The sequence below is a fragment of the Mesoplasma syrphidae genome (assembly GCF_002843565.1).
Lineage (GTDB): Bacteria > Bacillota_I > Bacilli_A > Mycoplasmatales > Mycoplasmataceae > Tullyiplasma > Tullyiplasma syrphidae.
In genome coordinates this window covers 790,914-811,197 of record NZ_CP025257.1, presented here as the reverse complement: position 1 = coordinate 811,197, position 20,284 = coordinate 790,914, and the positions used below count along the sequence as shown (strand labels likewise).

At 30.8% G+C, this 20,284-nt stretch carries 14 protein-coding genes and 1 other RNA gene; 14 read left to right on the top strand and 1 reads right to left on the bottom strand.

Features of this window, described 5'->3' with window-relative positions; genetic code table 4:
• Window positions 1–23 precede the first annotated feature (23 nt).
• Window positions 24–2,336, top strand: a complete 2,313-nt coding sequence (locus tag CXP39_RS03485) for a PTS transporter subunit EIIC (RefSeq protein WP_027048215.1) — start codon at window positions 24–26, stop codon at window positions 2,334–2,336.
• An 85-nt stretch (window positions 2,337–2,421) separates the two neighbouring features.
• Here the strand turns inward: CXP39_RS03485 and ssrA are convergent.
• Window positions 2,422–2,830, bottom strand: a transfer-messenger RNA (tmRNA) gene (gene ssrA, locus CXP39_RS03480).
• A gap of 77 nt (window positions 2,831–2,907) precedes the next feature.
• On the opposite strand from ssrA, the gene CXP39_RS03475 reads away from it, so the two are divergent.
• From CXP39_RS03475 to CXP39_RS03415, 13 genes are all read left to right on the top strand, one after another.
• Window positions 2,908–3,474, top strand: a complete 567-nt coding sequence (locus CXP39_RS03475; protein WP_051591871.1) for a hypothetical protein — start codon at window positions 2,908–2,910, stop codon at window positions 3,472–3,474.
• A 211-nt stretch (window positions 3,475–3,685) separates the two neighbouring features.
• Entirely contained in the window at window positions 3,686–5,092 is a 1,407-nt protein-coding gene (mgtE, locus tag CXP39_RS03470) for a magnesium transporter (protein WP_027048214.1), read from the top strand.
• A gap of 14 nt (window positions 5,093–5,106) precedes the next feature.
• A complete protein-coding gene (gene trmB, locus CXP39_RS03465) occupies window positions 5,107–5,769 on the top strand; it encodes a tRNA (guanosine(46)-N7)-methyltransferase TrmB (protein WP_027048213.1) in 663 nt (220 codons plus the stop codon).
• Window positions 5,770–7,226: 1,457 nt separating this feature from the next.
• Window positions 7,227–8,648, top strand: coding sequence for a BMP family ABC transporter substrate-binding protein (locus tag CXP39_RS03460; RefSeq protein WP_027048212.1), 1,422 nt, complete (start codon window positions 7,227–7,229; stop codon window positions 8,646–8,648).
• Between the two features lie 5 nt (window positions 8,649–8,653).
• Window positions 8,654–10,225: an ABC transporter ATP-binding protein gene (locus CXP39_RS03455; RefSeq protein WP_027048211.1), complete on the top strand. Its 1,572-nt coding sequence runs from the start codon at window positions 8,654–8,656 to the stop codon at window positions 10,223–10,225.
• Window positions 10,215–12,947: an ABC transporter permease subunit gene (locus CXP39_RS03450; protein ID WP_027048210.1), complete on the top strand. Its 2,733-nt coding sequence runs from the start codon at window positions 10,215–10,217 to the stop codon at window positions 12,945–12,947. Before CXP39_RS03455 ends, CXP39_RS03450 begins: the two co-directional genes overlap by 11 nt.
• Window positions 12,947–13,876, top strand: coding sequence for an ABC transporter permease (locus tag CXP39_RS03445; protein WP_027048209.1), 930 nt, complete (start codon window positions 12,947–12,949; stop codon window positions 13,874–13,876). Before CXP39_RS03450 ends, CXP39_RS03445 begins: the two co-directional genes overlap by 1 nt.
• Window positions 13,877–13,963: 87 nt before the next feature.
• Window positions 13,964–14,908 (top strand): tRNA (adenosine(37)-N6)-threonylcarbamoyltransferase complex transferase subunit TsaD, encoded by a 945-nt coding sequence (gene tsaD, locus CXP39_RS03440; protein WP_027048208.1) that lies wholly within the window; start codon window positions 13,964–13,966, stop codon window positions 14,906–14,908.
• Between the two features lie 119 nt (window positions 14,909–15,027).
• A complete protein-coding gene (locus CXP39_RS03435) occupies window positions 15,028–15,813 on the top strand; it encodes a MurR/RpiR family transcriptional regulator (protein WP_027048207.1) in 786 nt (261 codons plus the stop codon).
• 66 nt (window positions 15,814–15,879) lie between these two features.
• Window positions 15,880–17,010 carry an alpha/beta hydrolase family protein gene (locus tag CXP39_RS03430; protein ID WP_051591870.1) on the top strand — a complete coding sequence of 377 codons (1,131 nt, stop codon included), beginning with the start codon at window positions 15,880–15,882 and terminating at the stop codon, window positions 17,008–17,010.
• Window positions 17,003–17,857: an HAD family hydrolase gene (locus CXP39_RS03425; RefSeq protein WP_027048206.1), complete on the top strand. Its 855-nt coding sequence runs from the start codon at window positions 17,003–17,005 to the stop codon at window positions 17,855–17,857. Before CXP39_RS03430 ends, CXP39_RS03425 begins: the two co-directional genes overlap by 8 nt.
• A 1-nt stretch (window position 17,858) precedes the next feature.
• Window positions 17,859–19,223, top strand: a complete 1,365-nt coding sequence (gene asnS, locus CXP39_RS03420; RefSeq protein WP_027048205.1) for an asparagine--tRNA ligase — start codon at window positions 17,859–17,861, stop codon at window positions 19,221–19,223.
• Window positions 19,224–19,314: 91 nt separating this feature from the next.
• Window positions 19,315–20,277, top strand: coding sequence for a glycosyltransferase (locus CXP39_RS03415; protein ID WP_027048204.1), 963 nt, complete (start codon window positions 19,315–19,317; stop codon window positions 20,275–20,277).
• The last annotated feature ends 7 nt before the right edge of the window (window positions 20,278–20,284 follow it).

Sequence of the window (20,284 nt, the reverse complement as noted above, 5' to 3'; positions counted from 1 at the left end):
TATAAAATTTGAAAGGGGATCTTATGGGGACACAAACCGTAAGTACAGGTAAAGTACACAATAGTTTCGTCAGTGGACTTGTCAAGTTCAAAGACGGAATCATGCCAACTTTATCTAAATTGAGTAAAGCGTTTTTACTACCAATTGCTTTACTACCAATCGCCGGAGTATTTCTAGGAGTTGGAGCAGCTATTGCTAACGCAGCAGATGCACAAACAGGTCTATGATACTTTGGAACAGTTATGAATAAGATGGGGGACGTTGCTTTTGGTAACTTGCCTGTTCTATTCTGTATTTCAGTTGCTTTAGCATATACTAAAGACGCTGGGGTTGCTGCTTTGACAGCTGTTGTAGGATTTTTAGTAATGAATGCTTTACAAGGGGCTTTATTACATCCAACAATGGTTAATGCAACAGAGGAATTAGTTAAACAATATAAAGATTTGTTTAACGGTTTCTACGAAGGAAAAGAAGTTGTATTAGGGATGAAAGTTGCAAACCTTGATGCTGCTGGAAAAGTAATGTATTCATTACTATGACACAACAACATTCCTAATGGATTAATAACTTCAAACTTGGGTGTTAATTCTTTAAATACTGGAGTGTTTGCAGGAATTTTTGTTGGAGCAATTTCAGCAAAATGTTACAATACTTTCCATAAAACTCAATTACCATCAGCTTTGAGTTTCTTTAGTGGAACTAAATTAGTACCAATTATTACTTTCTTCGCTGTTATTCCTTTAGGTTTCATTTTCGTGTTCTTTTGACCATGAATTGGACAAGGATTAGCATGATTCGGAACTAAATCAGGAGATATTCCAGTTAAAGGAATTGATTCATTAGTTTTCGAAATGATTGAACGTTCATTAGTACCGTTTGGATTACACCATGTATTCTATTCACCATTATGATGAACAAGTGCAGGAGGATCAATAGCTGATATTGTTACTCGTGCAAATACTGAATGAATTGTCAATAATAATCCAACTGCACTAATTAATGGATTGGATATGTTTAATTGACAAGAACAAGCTTCAGCATTTGCAGGTCATAACATTACTTGACCTGAATTTTTTACAACCGTAACAGGTAATAAAGATTTATTTGAAGCAATGGGTGATCAAACAATGATGGCACGTTTAATTGCAAACATTGATAACTCAAAAGGAATTAACTTTACATCATTCCAATTGCTAGGACTAAATTTAGGACGTTTCCAATCAGGAAAATTTGGATTTATGTTATTAGGATTACCAATGGCTGCTTTAGCTATGTGATTTAATGTACCAAAAGAAAACCGTAAAAATGTTATGGGAATTTACTTCTCAGCTGCGTTTACTTGTTTCTTAACTGGTATTACAGAACCAATTGAGTATACATTCTTATTCTTGGCACCATGATTATTCTATGGAGTACATATGCCATTAGCAGCTATTTCATTTATGTTTGCAGGAATGTTGCAAACTCACGTATCAATGACTGTTTCTGGTGGATTTATCGATTACATCGTATTCGGAATTATTCCATTCTTTAACGGAGCAATGTCAGCAACATCAGTATTTGGTGTGCTAGGAGTTGCTGCAGTAATGGGACCTGTATATTTCTGTGCATTCTATTTTGCAGTAAAATATGGAAATGTTATGGTTCCAGGACGTGATACATCAGGTCCAACTGAATTATTTACAAAAGATGATTATAAAGCATCAAAAGGTCAAAACCGTGATGGATCAAAAATTGTTGCTGTTGAGGCTTCAACAGGAGCAAGTAAATGAACTGCATCTTCAAATCCAACAGAAATTGCTAGATATGAAAAAGCAGCTAAAATTATTGAATTCTTAGGTGGTGAAGCAAATATCACTGACGTTGATTCATGTGCATCACGTTTAAGATTAACTGTTATTGATTCTTCTGTTGTAAACAAAGATGGAATTATGTCTTTAGGTGGGTCAACTGGAGCTTTAGTTAGAGGAACAAACGTACAAGTGGTTTATGGTGGAGAACAAGAAGCCATTAAGCCTCGTATTAAAGAAATTCTTGAAATTCAAAGATCTCAGTCAGAATCTCAGTCAGAAGTAGAGAAAAAAATAACTGTTGGCGTTAAAACTGAGGCTACAAAAGTTGAAGTTGCTAAGCCAGAAATTGTTGAGGCAAAAGTTAAAACAGATGCCAAAAAAATAACAGTTTCAAAGCCAGTAGCAAAAAAAGTTGAAGCTAAAAAAACAACAGTTTCGAAACCAACAACTAAAAAAGTTGAGGCAAAAAGTACCGCAGCTTCTAAACCTGTGGCTAAGAAACCTGTAGCAAAAAAAGTTGAAACTAAAAAAACAACAAAATAGTTATAAATAATTTTTAGAACCCTTTTGGGTTCTTTTTTGCGTAAAAAAACTTAGCTTTAAAAGCTAAGCTAATTTGATTCTTTAATGGTGGAGATGGCGGGAATCGAACCCGCGTCCAAAATACTTCACCATGCAACGTCTACAGTTTAGTTATGTTTTCTAACTCGACAATTTTACTAAAACTAACAAAAGTTAAAAAAGTCGTTCGTAAATTAAATTCAAAGTTATTTATTACGATCATAACTTCTATCAAACTTGGGTAATTCATATAACATATAAAGTTTGCGATATAGTTATACGTTGAATGCTTTCAGTTCTAAGACTTATTAAACAGCAAAGTTTGCTGCTCCAGCATATTCATTATTGAACATAAATGCTGGCATTTCAAAATTTTCTTCGTTTTTGTTTGCATTTTATCAAACCTAGAAGTAGTATGGTCTACCAGACCACTGCAGTTGCATGGAGGCATATCCTGTCGAAACCGGGACATCCCCATATAAAAATTATACCTTTAAAAATAAAATAACCCCGAATGTTTTGTTAAAATAATATACGAAACGAGGAAAAAAGAATGAAACAAATTTATAATGCCGGAAGCATGTTCAATGAAGCTCAAGTTAATCAACGTAGACTAGAAGGAAAAAAATTAAGAGAAGCATTTCCTAATTTTGTGATTTCAAATCCAATTGATTTTGATACAAATTTAGGAAACTGCCCAACACCTTTAGAAATTTGAGATGCAGACTACAAATGTGTACAAGATTCACAATATATAATTTTTGAATTAGATAGTCTGGATCATGGAATGATTATGGAATTTGCAATTGCAATTGAGCAAGCAAAAGCCACACAAAACGAAAAAGTTTTGATTCCAGTGATATCAGATTTTCGTTATCATCAAAAGTCATCTACAAAACAGCTTAATGAATTTTCAATTAATCACTTTGTTTTTGGAGCAATTTTCGATACTCAATTAAATAGTGAAAATCGTCTTTGATTAGCAAAGTCACACAGCGAAGCAATTGAAATGATTAAAAACTATGAAAAATTCTTGGATACTCATAACAAAGAATATTTGGAAAAAAATGCTAAATTGGATTGCAAATTTATTTATGCAAATGGAGCGATGTATTTTTAAAAGATAGTGTGGTCATCAAAACTGACCAGCAACACGTTAAGTAAAATTTAACTGATAATACTTGCAAAGGTACTGATATCCTTGCAGGTATTTTTGTTTCATTAATTTTTATCAATTCATTCATAAAAGTAATTTACTTGTACTGAACCATAATACCTCATTTTTTGTTAATATAATAATATTATCTTTAAAAATAAAATAGGAGAATTGGATGCTAAATATTTCAGAACTTGAAAAACTTTTAATTGAAGCTAGTGAATCAAAAAATATTAAACAAGTAAGAGAAATTTCAAAACAATGTCAATATGTTGATTTTGCAGAAGCTTTAGAGCAAACTGATGAAAAAGCTGTTCTAAGAATTTTTCGTATGCTTGAAATTGAGGAAGCTGCTGAAATTTTTACTTACTTGTCTTCAGAACATCAAGAGTTTATCATTAGTTCATTTACTTCAGCAGAAGTTCAAGAAATTGTAGATGAATTATATACTGATGACATTATTGATGTAATTGATGATATGCCAGCTCAGGTCGTAAAAAAAATTTTAAAAGCTGCGACTAAGGAGCAACGCAAAGAAATTAATAGCATTTTAAAATATGATGAGGAAACGGCTGGAGGCATTATGTCAGTTAACTTTACTGAATTAAAAGCTGATGATACCGTAGAAAAAGCTATTAAAATTATTCGTCGTCGTCATGAGGATTATGATGAAATTGATGATTTATATGTAACTGATAGCATCGGAAAACTTCTTGGTCATATTGAGATTAAGGATTTGATTTTAAATCAACCAAGTCAAAAAATGTCGGAAATCATGGATTCAAAAATTGTGTCAGTTGCAAGTGAGTTGGATCAAGAAGAAGTAGGAATTATTTTCAAGCGCTATGACCTTAATACATTGCCAGTTGTTGATAAGCAAGAAAAATTGGTTGGAATTATTACTGTTGATGATGTTATTGATGTATTAGTTGAAGAAGCTACAGAAGATTTGCAAAAATTTGCCGGCATTAATGATGCCAAATCAGACTATTTTGAAACAACTATTTTTAAAATGTTTAAATCACGTTCAATTTGATTAATGGCTATGTTAGTCTTGGGAACAATTACTCAAATTTTATTGGTGGTGTTTTTTGGAATTTACAATAAAGAGGCTTCTCAAAGTAACAGCGATCAACTCTTATTGTTATTGTTACCAATGATTTTGATTGTTGCTGGAATTGCTGGAAGCAGTGGTAATCAGTCAGCTTTAATGATGGTACGTTCGCTATCGCTACGCCAAATTCACAAAAAAGAAGTCAAAGAAATTATTTTAAAAGAGTTTACTGTTTCAATTTTAATAACCCTGCCGCTAGTATTAATTAATATTGTTAGATTAATTTTAATTTATTTGGTTCAATATAAGGGTGACTTGTCTTCTTCAAATGTTTGAATTGCAATTGGGACAAGTTCGTTAGGATTAATTCTGAGCATAATTTTTGCGAATATTTTGGGATGCATGTTGCCATTGCTGGCAAAAACTTTTAAACTAGATCCGACATTGGCGTCATCGCCGTTAGTTACAACTTTAGTAGATATTGCGGCTGTTGCAATTTTCTTAGGAGTTGGAACTGCATTTTTATAAAATAAGGGAGAAATATGAGATTAAGAAAGAAATCATGAACTGACGATTTTTTAGAAGTTAATAAGGAGTATTTAATTACCTGAGATAAAACAGCAAAAGTTGATTTTGCAAGAGAGTTTAAGAATAATTTTCCTGTTTACTTGGAAATCGGTTGTGGTAAAGGAACTTTTATAACTCAGCATGCATTATTAAATCCTACATTTAATTTTATTGGAATGGAAAAAGAAAAAACCGTTACTGGAGTTGCTCTTAAAAAAACTCTAGCTACGTTTGGAAAAACTCCGTTATTCAACCTAAAGTACTTTAATAATTTTGCTGAAGATTTAAGTCAAATGTTCTCAGATGATTCTGTTGATCAAATTTTTTTAAATTTTTCAGATCCTTGACCAAAATCGCGTCATGCAAAGAAACGTTTAACTTACATTGAGTTTTTAAATATGTATTCAAAAATTTTAAAAGAAAATGGTGAGTTGCATTTTAAAACTGATAATGATGGATTATTTGAATCTACTTTGGAAAACTTAAAGTTGACAAATAAATGAGAAATTATTAGCCAAACAACAGACCTATATAATGAACAAACGTTACTACAAAATAATATTGCTACTGAATATGAAACTAAATTTCATAATTTGGGTAAAAATATTAATAAATTAATTTTGAGAAATAAAAAATAAAGTCATTTATAGAGGCACCAAAATACTAACTACCAATTGAAAAGTCTTAATATAAAAAAAGCACAGAACTTGTTTTTCTGTGTTTTTTAAGTCTTCGTTTTAGAAGCAAGTAGTTATTCAAATATTTACATTTATATTTTATTTATTTTTACAATGTATAGACAAAACTAAAATTAACAGGCGTTGAACAAACTACTGCCACATCATTAAAAAACAATGCAGTTGAAGTCAAATTATTGTGGCACTTTGAAAAATTATACTTAACATGACTTTTTATCTTATTTTGATTTTACTGTTTTACCAAGTAGGTACAAAACAAAAATACTATATACTCCTTTGCGAGTGCCGTTATTAACAGAATCTCAATGGCAAATAATAAAGCTGCATTGACTGCCAAACATGCGACCGCAAAAGGCAATGAAATTATAGGATATAGGAACTAATATATCAAGAATTTAAAGCCCACACAACGAATATTGATAATATAATTTGAACTCGTTTTCTGAACATTCTTATAAGCAAAATCACATTCATAAACTATATTTCAAAAAGTATTTAAAGTTTCTGACTTTGTGACGCTTATTATATGCTAAAGAAATTTTCATTTTAGGATTTTGTTTTTTTGTTATCAATCATCGTAGCCAAATCAACTACAATAAATTTTTTAAATTTTAAAAATGAAAAGCCTGAATAAGATGTTATAGCTTGTTGGTTAAAAAAATACGCAAAAGTACAAAACTATTTTTAATATTTACTGTTTTGGTTTTTTCATATATTTGTTTTTTTATTTGCCTTTAATCATAAAAGCAAAAATAAGTGATAATATGAAAATGTAGAGTATTTCAGTTTGAATTTATTCTACGTAACATATTATTATGATTCTTTAATGAGGAGGAAAAACATCATGAGTAAAGATATGAGCTCTGCATGCTGTAATAATCAAAATATGAAATGTGAGAACTGTATGTGCAAACAAAATGCAAATTCTGTATGTACTTGCGCTAATTCATGTGACACATGTGTCGAATGTAAATCTACATGTTCAAAGGATTGCTAAAAATAATATCAAAGAGCAAAAAGGGTTTAAAACCCTTTTTCTTTTTTTCAAACAATTAATTAAAATGGAAACTCTTTTTTTGCAATAGGTCTAATAATTATTATGAGGGCAGAAAAATGTGTTATTTTTATAGTTTTCCACATTTCTTGGATTAGAAATTGAAAAGGAAAAATGGAATTTTTTATTAACGAAAAAAAACCAACATTTTCAATTAAGAAAACTATATACTAAAAATAACTTAATATGAGAAAACTTACATAGGGTAGCAAATGGGCTACTGACTCCACCCCTTGCCAAAGAAGGGACTGTAAGTATAAGCTTATAAGTTTTCTGTCTAACAACAGAAAACTTTTTTTGCGCAAAACCCTTTGTTTTCTTTGAAAGGAAGAAAGGGAAGTATATGAAAAAACTTATGTTATCTTTATACACTGCGTCAGCTATCATTGTGACATCTACTAGTGTTATTTCTTGTATACCAGCAAGCTACGCAAAGGGACCTAATGGGCAAAGAGTTTTGTTAGTAACAGATGGCGGGAATGTAAGCGATAAATCCTTTAATCAAGGGTCATACAATTCAATTAAAAAATATGCAAATGAGCTTGATGACTGAAATGAAGTTAATGATATATCATATGATGGCACTGGGAACTATGTTGAATCTTCAGGTCATACAGCTGCTGATTTGATTAGCGGATATAAAATGGCTGCTTTTAAAGAAACAGATGCAATGGTATTATCGGGATTTATTCATGTTGGGACAATTGATGCAGCTTCGAAATTGATGAATGGTAAAACAATAGTTTTAGCAGATGGAGTTGCTGATTATTCAAATGGGAAAAATCAAAATGTTATTAGCATTCAGTTCAATTCTGAATTGGCCGGTTTTGCTGCTGGGTATGATGCATCGATTTGAGCAAATCAAAATGAGTTTCAAGGTGATTCAAATAAGGATGGAAAAATTGCTATTGGGACATTTGCTGGAATGTCATCAAAATACTCAGTAGATAATTACATGTGAGGATTAATTTTAGGAATGGAAGTTTTTAATTTGGTTCACAAAGAACAAATTGATAGCGGCAAAGTAAAGGAAATTGTTTTGGCAAATAACTATGACGCTAAGGAAAATAAATATCAACCAATTTCCGCAACAAATGTTCAAGGTACAACAGATGCAAGATGGTTTTCACAATCATTTGCATTAGGAGGAGCAACCTCATCAGGAATTTTGGATCGTCTGATAACACAAAATGGAGCAGATATTATTTTCCCGGTTGCTGGTCCTCAAATTTCTGATGTGTTAAGTTTTTCAGGGGCAAGTTATAATCCTTATATAATTGGAGTTGATGTAGACCAAGTTGAATCATTTCCAAGTTATGAAGGTCGCTTCATAACAAGTGCTGTTAAAAACTTAGAGCAAGCCATTACTGATGAATTACGACGCTCAAGATCACTAAAAAAGGTTGTCGACAAAAATAATAATTTAATAGAGATTAACAAAAAAGACATTGACAATGAGCAAGAATTTCCAATTGACGATGGAACAATTGCAAAACCGCGTTCTAACTGATCTGTCGACACTTATGGTGGAAAAAATTTATCAAAGCATACTTATGTTAAATATCAAGACAAGGCAAAAATTTTAAGCTTAGAAGAAGATCTAGATGTGGCTGAAATTATTATACAGGCATTTGCAAGTGCTGGTGAAAATATCAATGATTACATGCAAGGACAAAAAATTTATCAAACAGCTTTAAAAATTAAAGAGCTCTATGATAAAGATAAAAGTTGATTACAGACTGTTGACGATGAGGGATTTGAATAATAAATATGAAGGCGGAGGAAAAAATGGCAAATGAGTATGCAATTCAAATGAAAAACATTACAAAAGTTTTTTTTGAAACATTAGTAGCAAATGACAACATTGATTTCAATGTTAAAAAAGGTGAAATTCATGCTCTTGTGGGTGAAAATGGAGCCGGTAAATCGACACTGATGAGTATTTTATTTGGTTTATATCAACCAACTAGTGGTGAAATATTTATTAATGGAAAAATTGAAAATATCACTAATCCAATTAAGGCAAACCGTTTGGGAATTGGTATGGTTCACCAACATTTTAAATTAGTTGAAGTTAATACTGTATGAGAAAATATTGCTTTGGGCGTTGAAGATACGTCATATAATATGCTTTTAAATAAAACAAAAATCAAAGCTAAAATAACAAAAATTATGAAAGAATATGAATTATATGTTGACCTTGATGCGAAAATTCATAATATTTCTGTTGGAATGCAGCAGCGTGTTGAAATCTTGAAAATTTTATACCGTAGTGCCGATATTCTAGTATTTGATGAGCCTACGGCAGTACTAACCCCTCAGCAAATTGATAGTTTACTGGACATCTTGTTAAAACTGAAGGCTGCTGGGAAAACAATTATTTTTATTTCACATAAGTTAGAGGAAATCAAAAAAATTGCTGACACTGCAACAGTTATTCGTGCTGGAAAAAAAGTTGCTGAAATTGATGTAAAGCAATCTCAAGGAACAGAAATTGCTGAAGCGATGGTAGGTAGAAAACTTGTAGAAGTCAAAAATTCATATTCAAAACCAAAAAGTGATACACCAATTTTGAATGTTATTAACTTAACTGTTAAGTCATCAAATAATCCTAAAATTAATGCATTAGAAAATTTTAATGTTCAAGTCAAATCAGGAGAAATTGTAGCTATTGCTGGAGTTGAAGGAAACGGTCAAAAAGAGCTAGTTGAGGTTATTACAGGATTGAGTAAAGCCGCAGTAGGTGGAGTTGTTTATAAGGAACTAAATATTTTAAAATATTCAATTGCAAAGCGCTACGAATTGGGAATGAGTCATATTCCTGAAGACCGTCACAAATACGGAATGTTATTGGACTTTACCGTACAAGATAACATTGTTATTCAGGAAATCGGCAAAAAGCCATTTTCAAAATTTGGTTTATTAAGCACAATTGAAATTAAAAAATATGCTCAAAAAATTATCAAAGATTTTGATGTTCGCGGTGCCCGTGGTGGAGTTTCAATAGCAAGAGGATTGTCTGGAGGAAATCAACAGAAAGCTGTAGTTGGTCGAGAACTTAGAAGACAACACGATTTGTTAGTTGTCGTTCAGCCAACTAGGGGTCTAGACATTGGAGCAATTGAATACATTCATGCGGAAATATTAAAAGAAAAAGAAGCGGGTTCAGCAATTTTATTGGTTTCCTATGAGCTTAGTGAGGTTATGGCACTAGCAGATAGAATTGTTGTTATTAATGATGGACGCTTAGTTGGTCAAGTTCCCGGTAAGGGAGCTCGTAGAGAACATATTGGGGCATTAATGGCAGGTAAGAAAGAAGAGGTACTTGGCAATGAATTTTAGGCAGTTTAGTTGATCAACCAAGAAGAAAACTAATGAGTTTTTGACTTCTAATGAGTTTAAGCAAAAGGGAAAGTCAATTAAAGGCTCATTATTATCTATTTTGGCTGGTTTAATGGTTGCAGCAATTATCGTAATGGTGCAGAATGTTAATCCGTTTGAATATTTTTATCAGTTATTTAAAGTAGCATTTAATGGATTATATGTTGAACAAACAATGAACTGATTTGCAGTTTATATGATAGCTGGTATTGGAATTGCGGTTGGATTTAAATCAGGAGTATTCAATATTGGAATGGCTGGACAAATGTTAGCGGCGAGTTCAATATCAACAATTGTTTTTTGGAGTGTTGTTGGAACAAACACTGCCGCAACCCCAATCATGGTATTTGTAACTTTTATAATTTGCTTGGTGGTAGCTTCTTTTCTAGCAGCTATTGCTGGTGCTTTGAAGGCCTACTTTAATATTCATGAAGTAGTTTCAACAATTATGCTGAATTGAATTGTATGATATTTATTTAAATTTGTCTTTTCAATATTTAAGCAGTATGCTGATGATTCTGTACCATCAACAAGTAAGATGATGCCAACAGATATTTTTACAATTAATGGAAGTAATATTTTAATTCCGTTATTAATTTCTGGAGGATGTATTTTGATAGTAGCAATACTATTTGCAAAAACAACTTTTGGATTTAAGTTAAAAGCAGTAGGAAGTTCTCAAAGTGCTTCTAAGTATGCGGGAATTAATGTTAAAACAAAAATTATTCAAGCAATGACAATTTCAGGAGCTTTCGCAGGAGTAGCAGCATTTATTAATATGTATACTATTTCTCCAAACACTTCATTCACTGTTGACAATTTGCCAACAATTGGATATGAAGCTATTGCGGTTTCATTAGTAGCTTTCAATAATCCGTTTGGAATTATCTTTGTTGGAGGATTATGAGGAGTAATTCAATCAGCAGGTCCATTGACATCAGGGCTGTTTGGAATGCCTACACAAATTAGCGGATTAATTTTTGGAGTTATAATTTATTTTGCTGCAATTTCAATAATTTTTATGAATTTTGCACCAACATTATGAGTTCGAATGAAATATTACACAATGAAATCTAAAACACGCAAAATAACTTTAAATGGGTATAACGCTCAACAAGCAAAATATCGTCATTGAATAGCGTTTCCTAAAAAGTCTCCTGAGTATGCGAAAACAATTGAGGCAATGAAGCATGAAGAAATTAAATTGTACAGCCAAGATTTTAAAGAAACATGTCGAATGGAAATTCATAGAATTGAAAATCAAATCAACCTTTTCAAAAAAGGTGTTCTTGAAAAAGAGATTACTTCTGGATTAAGAGGTCTAAAATATCGTAAACACACTGAAATGAATAAAATTAATTCAAATAGTTTAGAAGGGTACACCGATATTAAATTGGATTACTTATCATTTAAAGATAGTTTAATAGAACGAGCAAAAAACTATGTGGCGTTTGAAAAAACGCAAATAAGAAATGTCAAAAAGATTAGAAATCAACAAATCACAGCTGCCAAAGTTTGAAAACAAGGAGCCATTGGGGAACTAAGTCTTGAGTACGCATATATTAATGGAAAAGTTCAAATTAAAGGTGATCAGGCAAAAGAACTTGGTCAAATCAAAGATAAAATTGTTTCTTTAAGAACTGATCTTAAATTGCAAATTGATTTGATAAAACTTAATGACAGTTTAAGCGAAACTGACAAGTCAAATCAAATTATTGAGGTCAAGTCTCATAGCGAAGTTCAAATTAAAAACTTAAAGGCAAGTAGGCAAGAAGTAAAAAACAAGGCTATGGAGCAAATTGCTCATTTAAAAAGAGAGCATTTAGATAAAGTAGCTGTATTGAAAGAAGAGCAAACCCAAATCATAGCAATTGAAAAAGAATTTGAGCAAAAAATTGTTCAAGCGAATGCTCAGTTTGAAAGACAAACTAAAGCGTTGCATAAATCAGTTCTTGAACATCAAGCCAAATATGATTTAGCAAAATCGGAACAAGATTTAAAAGCGGCAATTGATTTGCTTGAAGAGCTAAAATTAAAAACTGAAAATAAATTGATAGATATAAAAAGTTCTGAGGTTTCTGAAATTAGTGAGCTATCAAAAATTGAAGAAAGTTTTGATGATTTAATAAATTTAGCTGAACAACAATATTTGGAGTTGGTTAAAATTTTTGGAGAAAAAGTTTTTGCCAGTTATGATAACAATCAGTATGTTATGAAAAAAGTAAAAATTGCTTTGGAAATTCAGAAAATTAAAATGAAAGTGGCAATTGAAAAAATAATGAAAGTCGACAAAATTTTAATTTCAATAAACAATGATATTAACAATAATATTTTAAAGGAAGCTAAATTGAATTTATTAGACTATAAATCAGATTATAAATCTCGATTGGCAGAACTTAAACAAGCAATGTCATTGACATCAAAAGCAGATATTATTAAATTGGAGAAAGAAAAAGCAGCAAAACTGACAGAAAATAAAGGCAATAATGAATCAAAAGCAGATATTATAAGAATCAAAAAAACTTATAGAAATAAAATCAAAGAAATTAAGCAAAAACAAAATGCAGGTCAGGAAACCTTTGATAGATACTTAAAACTGGAAAAAGATTATAACCAAAAAGTGGAAAATTATATTAAAACAATTTCAGCTAAATTTATGCCAAACATTAAGGAGGTTCAGTAATGAGTGGATTTACACAATATACTTTAGCATTATGTGCCATTTTATTATTAGCGTCGCTAGCAGGTCTCGTTTGTGAAAAAGCTGGAGTTGTTAATATTGGAATTGAGGGAATGATGACAATTGGAGCGCTAATTGTAGCTATGATTGGGTCATCAATTAATAAAGATTCATCAAATGTACATAATGGATCACAAATTTGAGTTGTGCTAGTTGCAGGACTTATGACAGGAATCTTTGCAATGTTACATGCCTTCCCGTCAATAACGTTAAGATCAAATCAAATCATTTCTGGAACTGCAATTAACATTTTAGCTCTTGGTTTAGGAATGTTTTTTGCAACATCAAGAATATTTGGAGATCAAGGTTCTGTTATTTCAACATTTTACATTCCAATCTACATTGGTTCAGTAATTCCAATTTGGTTAATATTTGCAATTTTAATTGCAGTTGGTTTAATGTTATTCTTTAAGTTTTCAAAACAAGGAATGCGTTATGCTATGGTTGGGGAAAACCCAAATGCGGTTGATGCAGCAGGAGTTAATGTAAATAAGTACCGTTATATTGCAGTCTTTTGTTCTGGAGTTTTAGCTGGTTTAGCTGGTGGAGTTATGATAACAACAGTTGTTATGGGAGGTAACTTCGGCGGAACAACAATGGGAATGGGATTTTTAGCAATGGCAATTATGATTTTTGGACAATGAAAAATTCATTGAATTTCATTGGGAGTTGTTATCTTTGCCTTCTTATTTACACTTGGATCACGATTGGGAACTTTGTCATTTATTCCTGAAGGAAGTTGACTAATTACTGGTTCGACAATCTTTAAAGTATTACCCTTTGTAATTACAATTATTACAATGGTAATCTTTTCAAAATCATCGAGGGCGCCAGCAGCAAATGGGGTTCCATTTGATAAGTCTAAACGATAAATAATTAATACCCAATAAAAAATCTAAAACATTTTGTTTTAGATTTTTTTTGTTTTAAAATTATATATAGAAAATATGAGGAATAACATGAAGATACTCGCAATTGAATCTAGTTGTGATGAATTTTCGCTATCAATAATTGATAATGGAAAAATTTTAACCAATGTGATTTCATCACAAATTGATCAGCATAAAGAATTTGGGGGAGTGGTCCCAGAACTAGCAGCTCGATTGCATTTACAAAATATGTATTGAGTAATTAAACAGGCAATTGCAGAAAGCCAAATTAATACAGATGAAATTGACTATATTGTTTATACAGCAAAACCGGGCTTAATCGGATCGCTAATTGTTGGAAAAGTTGTTGCTGAAACAATTGCATTATATTTGGATAAGCCAATTATTGGTCTTGATCATATTGAGGGACATATTTTTGGAGCAGCAATTGATCATGAATTTATTTATCCAGTTTTGGCAATGGTCGTTAGCGGCGGCCACACACAAATTGAAATTGTACACTCACCAAGTCAATTCGAAATTGTTGGCGCAACTAATGATGATGCTATTGGAGAATGTTATGATAAAGTTGCTAGAGTTTTAGGATTAGATTATCCTGGTGGACCAATTATAGATAAACTTGCTCAGCAAGGAAATTCTCAAACTTATCAATTGCCTGTTCCAAAAGATGATATCAGTTATGATTTTTCATACTCAGGATTAAAAACAGCTGCAATTAATTTAATTCATAATCTTAATCAAAAAAGTGAACCAATTATTTTAGTTGATTTTGCTGCTAGTTTTCAACTAGCTGCAGTAACTGCAATTGAACATAAATTGGAAAGAGCAATTCAAAACTATAATCCGAAAACTTTAACTGCAGCCGGAGGGGTTAGTGCCAATTCTCAAATTCAAAAAGTCATTTTAGAATTAGGTCAAAAGTATAATATTAATAATACATTTGTACCGAAATCAGAATATTGTACAGATAACGCAGCAATGATGGCAAAATTAGCATACGAAAAATTTAAATAAAACTTTGGCAAATAATCAAAAGTTTTGTTTTGGAAATTTTGGAAATACTTTGGAAAAAATTATCAAACAGTATTTAAAATGATAAAATTATTGAAACAAAGAATGGAGAATAAGTAAAAATGAGATCGTTTCTTGCTAAATTGTCAACTGTTGATGATAAGAACTTAACAACTAGAGAACTGCAAATTGTTGAGTATATAAAAAATAATTTACAAACTATTGTATCAAATAATATGAAAATCGAACAACTTGCTCAGGAAGTGGGAACTGGATATAGTGCTATTTACGGATTATTAAACAAATTAAATATTAAGGGTTATCGTGATTTTTCGATATCATTAGCGAATGATGCTGATTCGGCAGAAATTGAAATTGCCAAAGATGATGAAAATGTTGTAAATGGCTATGTTAATTTAATTAAGCAGAATTACTCATTAATTGAAAAACGAACATTATTTGAAACTTTGCAATTAATTCAAAATGCCCCGAGAGTATTTGTATCTTATTGAGAAAGTGTTTTAAAAGGTCCTGCAATGGATTTAGAAAATTTCTTATTTGATCAAGAGTTGAAAGTAACATTGCTAGATTCTGATTGAGACACAATTAATAAGCGTGTTGAATCTGTTAAGAGTGGTGATTTATTTATTTTTTTTACAAAGTATGGAACATCAAAGCACTTAGAAAAAATTATCTTGAAAATTAATCAAAGTGGCGGAAAAGTTATTTTCATTTCAGGGAGAATGCCATCAGTAGCAATTTCAAGAACTGTTGATTCAATTCATACGTTAATAGTTGATGGAGTTGAAATGGAAGACAATCATGTTTTTATTTCCAAATCTGTCCCATTTCATTATTTCAATGACTTATTAATTTATCATTTTTTAAATACGAAAGAAAACAAATAACCTTAGAAATAGGGTTATTTGTTTTATAATAGAAATAAGTGATATTAAGTAGAGGTGAACTATTAAATGGGAAACAAATTATTTAGCCGAGTTAATCGGATTACAAGTCGCGTTTATGCAGATTTAGAAAACATTTTATTTTCAGGTTTCAAAAAACGAAGTAATGTTTACTTATATCCAGAAATTAAAAAAATGAACAAAATTATGCGCAAATTTTATAAACGTCCTCAGCTACAAATTGATGTTTCATCAAATCTACTTCCAGTTAAATTTGAAACTAGTGATGGAGTTATTCTAACAGGAGTTCAATACATTACAAATCCCAACTCTAAAAAATGAATTATTGCTAACCATTGATTTGGGGGACATAAATATTGAGGTCTTTATTGAGCAAGACCATTTATTGAATTAGGATATAATATTTTGGCGTATGATTTTCGTAATCATGGAGATAGTGAAAAAGAACAATATACCACAATGGGAATTTTAGAGCGTGAAGATTTATTAGCAGCTATGAAATGACTTTATGAAAACCATGAATATGAAATTTTGGGTTTAACAGGTGCAAGTATGGGAGCTTTTACAATAAACTATACAAGTGTTAAAGACACTGAACTTATGAAAAAATACAAAGTCAAATTTGCCATTAGTGAAATTTCTTATGGTTCAATTAGAACTTTATTAGCACACACAAGAAGTTCTTGACTGAGCAAATTTATTCGCAAAAAAAGCACAAAAAAAGTTATTGATAAAATTTTGGCTTCGCAAATTAAGGATACGAAATTAGATTGAGAAGATTTGAACGTTTTTGACTATTATGAAAATAAAAATGTAATGCCAAATTTTCCTATTTTTTACTCGCATGGGAAAAATGATTTAATAACTCCACCATATGACAGTATTAGAATGTACATGGATCGAAAACCAAATTCGCCAAATGATGAAATTTTAATTTACGATTATTCACAACATTGCTTTTCTTTAATGACTCATTTTTATCAAACGACTTATCACTGATTAAAATTTGAAAATAAAATTGTTAAAGATGATGATGCAACTGCTAAGGCAATGAAGTATTTTGGAATTGACCAAGAGATGCTTGATAGTAATTTTTATGAAGCAAAAGAGCTGTCAACATACTGATCAGAAAAACCAAGCACAAAAGTATTAGTCAAAAGTAGGGGTAAAAATGAGTAAATTAGCAAATATTAAATTAATAGTAACTGATTTGGATGGAACAGTCTTAGAGCATGGTCAATTAGCCAATGACGTTGATCAGGAAGTTTTACTAAACGCAGCAAAACAAAATATTGGAGTAACAATTGCAACTGGACAATCATGGCATAGTGCAAAACCACGTGCTGATTTTTTTGATATTGAAGATCATTTGGATTTGGTAATAGTTGCCAATGGAGCAATGATATCAAAGGCCAGTAAATATGAGCCTTTGTATTATTCAGCAATTGATGCTGACATCGTTAAAAAGGTTTTTGAAAAAATGATTGAAATGAATGTTTGTGTTTTGGGCTTTTATTTAAAAAATCAGCATGTTTATTGAAACGGAATTCCGTTAAGAGCGCAATCACTGATTGAACGTAACTGAATTGATAAGTTCGTTGTTGAAGATTTATCAGATGAAAAAGATTTTGAATATACAGATGTAATTCAACTAATGATTTTTGTTCCTGAGGAACAAGAAATAGAATTTGATTATTGACTAAAAAGTGAGCAACTTTTTAATTATATTAACTCAATGAAAAGTAACATTGAAAGTATGCCAATATATGAATTTATTAATATCAATGCTAGCAAAGGAAATGCAATTAAAAAATTAGCAAAGATGATTAATATTAATCTGAATGAAATTATAATTTTTGGAGACAACATGAATGATATTTCAATGTTTACAGAAATTCCTAATTCTGTAGCAATGGGAAATGCTGTTGAACCAATTAAAGAAATTGCAAAATATATAACTGATACAAATAAAAACGGTGGAGTAGGAAAATTTATAACTCAACATATTTTAAAAGAGGAGAAATAAAATGGAATTAGCGCAAATTTTTAAAAGTCAAGGAACTTTAGAACATAAGGAGTTGGTTTTTTTAGGCCGTGTAAGATCAAATCGTCAAGGAAAAGTAGTGTCATTTATGATTCTAAATGATGGAACAACAATTAATGATTTGCAAGTTGTTTATAAAACAACGACTAATGGTTTTGAAGAAGGTTTAAAAGCTCGAGTTAGCTCGATTGTCGAAGTAACGGGAACAATTGTTTTGACACCAGGAAAACAACAGCCTTTTGAAATGCAAGCTACAAAAATTGAATTGCTGGATCAGGCAATAGAGGACTACCCACTGCAAAAAAAAGAACATTCTTCAGAATTCTTAAGAGAAATTGCTCATTTGAGAGCAAGAACAAAAACGTTTAATGCTATTTTTAGAATTCGTTCAACAGCAGCATTTGCTTTGCATAAATTTTTTCAAGAAAAAGACTTTATTTACGTGCAAACTCCAATTATTACAAGCAATGATGCCGAAGGAGCAGGAGAACAATTTGTAGTGACTGTTAATGAAGACAAAGATTATGCTAATGATTTTTTTGCTAAAAAAGCGGCTTTAACTGTTTCTGGACAATTGAATGCTGAAGCATTTGCACAGGCTTTCAAAAATACCTACACATTTGGCCCAACTTTTAGAGCCGAAAATTCACATACAAATCGTCATGCTTCTGAATTTTGAATGTTGGAACCTGAAGTTGCATTTAATGATTTAGCTAAAAATATTATTTTGATTGAAGATATGCTTAAATCGACAGTTTCGTATGTAATGGAGAAAAATATTGAAGAGTTAAAATTTTTGGAATCAAATTTGGAAGCTGGATTAATTGATAAAATTTCTAAAATTGTTAATTCAGAGTTTAAGACAATGAAATACGAAGAAGTATTAAAAGTGCTACAAAAAGCTATCGATAATGGTCATCAATTTGAAGACAATAATATTTACTTTGGTTTAGACTTGGGAACAGAACATGAGCGCTATATTTGTGAAGTTGTCAACAAATGTCCAACTTTCGTAATTGATTATCCAAAAGAAATTAAGGCATTTTATATGAAGCAAAATTCTGATGGTAAGACGGTTGCAGCAGTCGATTTACTGGTTCCAGGAATTGGAGAATTAATTGGTGGAAGTCAAAGAGAAGACAATACAGATAAAATTAAAGAACGCTGCATTGAAATTGGAATTAATCCTAACGACTTAGAGTGATATATTAGTCTTCGTGACTATGGATATTATAAATCAGCTGGCTTTGGTTTAGGCTTTGAAAGACTGTTAATGTACATTACGGGAGCATCAAACATTCGTGATGTTATACCCTTTCCCCGAACACCTAAAAACTTATTATTTTAAGAAATGCCTTTTGGCATTTTTTTATACCATTATAAAAACCCGATATTTTTGGTGTAAAATAATAATGATATAGAAAAATGGAGGAATCATCATGTTGTTATCATTTGTTATTTCTGCACAAGGAAAAGAAAACAAATTGTTTAAAACTATTAATTCTTTAAAAAGACAAACAATTGATGATTATGAGTTAATAATTGTTAATGATGATCCTTCAATTGAAAAAGAGTCTATTGAATTTTTAAAAGATCAATTTAGAGAAAACGAAAAAATAATAGTAGCATTTAATAATAAGGGACAGGGTTCAGCAACTAACTGAAATACTGGTTTGCAATTAGCTTCAGGAGAATATGTTTCATTTATTAAAGAAGGAGATATTTTGGAGTCTAATTTTATTGAAGAAATTAAAAAAATAACTCAAGGAAAAAAACCTAAAATTGATATTTTGGAGTATCGTTTAAACTTTAGTGGTTTATTTGAAGCTACTTCGACAACTGCTTTGCAAATGGATAAAGTTTACGAACTTCCTAAATCAACAGAAGTTTTTGCTCATTTTAACCAAATGATTTATGGAAAAATTTTTCGTCTTAAGTACTTAAAAGACTTTAGAATTAATTTTAGAAGAAGCGTTCGTTTTGATACCTTATTTTTGTATAAAGCATTGGGGCAAGCAAGAACTTTTTACTTTACTTCAAAAGTTTTATGTAATCATCGTTCAACAGTTTTAAAATATTCTGCCTTTGACTTAGTCAATCAATGACCGCATATTTTAAATTATTACCGCCGTATTGGTGCTTATAAAGAATTAAAAGACGAATTGAACTACGCATATTATTATCAAATGACTTATGATTTTTTAAATTTGGTTAAGGAATTTGGAAATAAACAACTTTATAAAAAAGCTCTAAAATATGCTGATACTAAAATGGAAAATAAAATTAGATCTTTTATGAAAACTAACTCAGTATATTTAGAAGATCGTAATCCAGATTTTACAAAGCGTATTAAAGAATTTGAAGGATTTGTTTCTTCTGAACTAAGAAAAATCGGAAAATAGAGGAAAG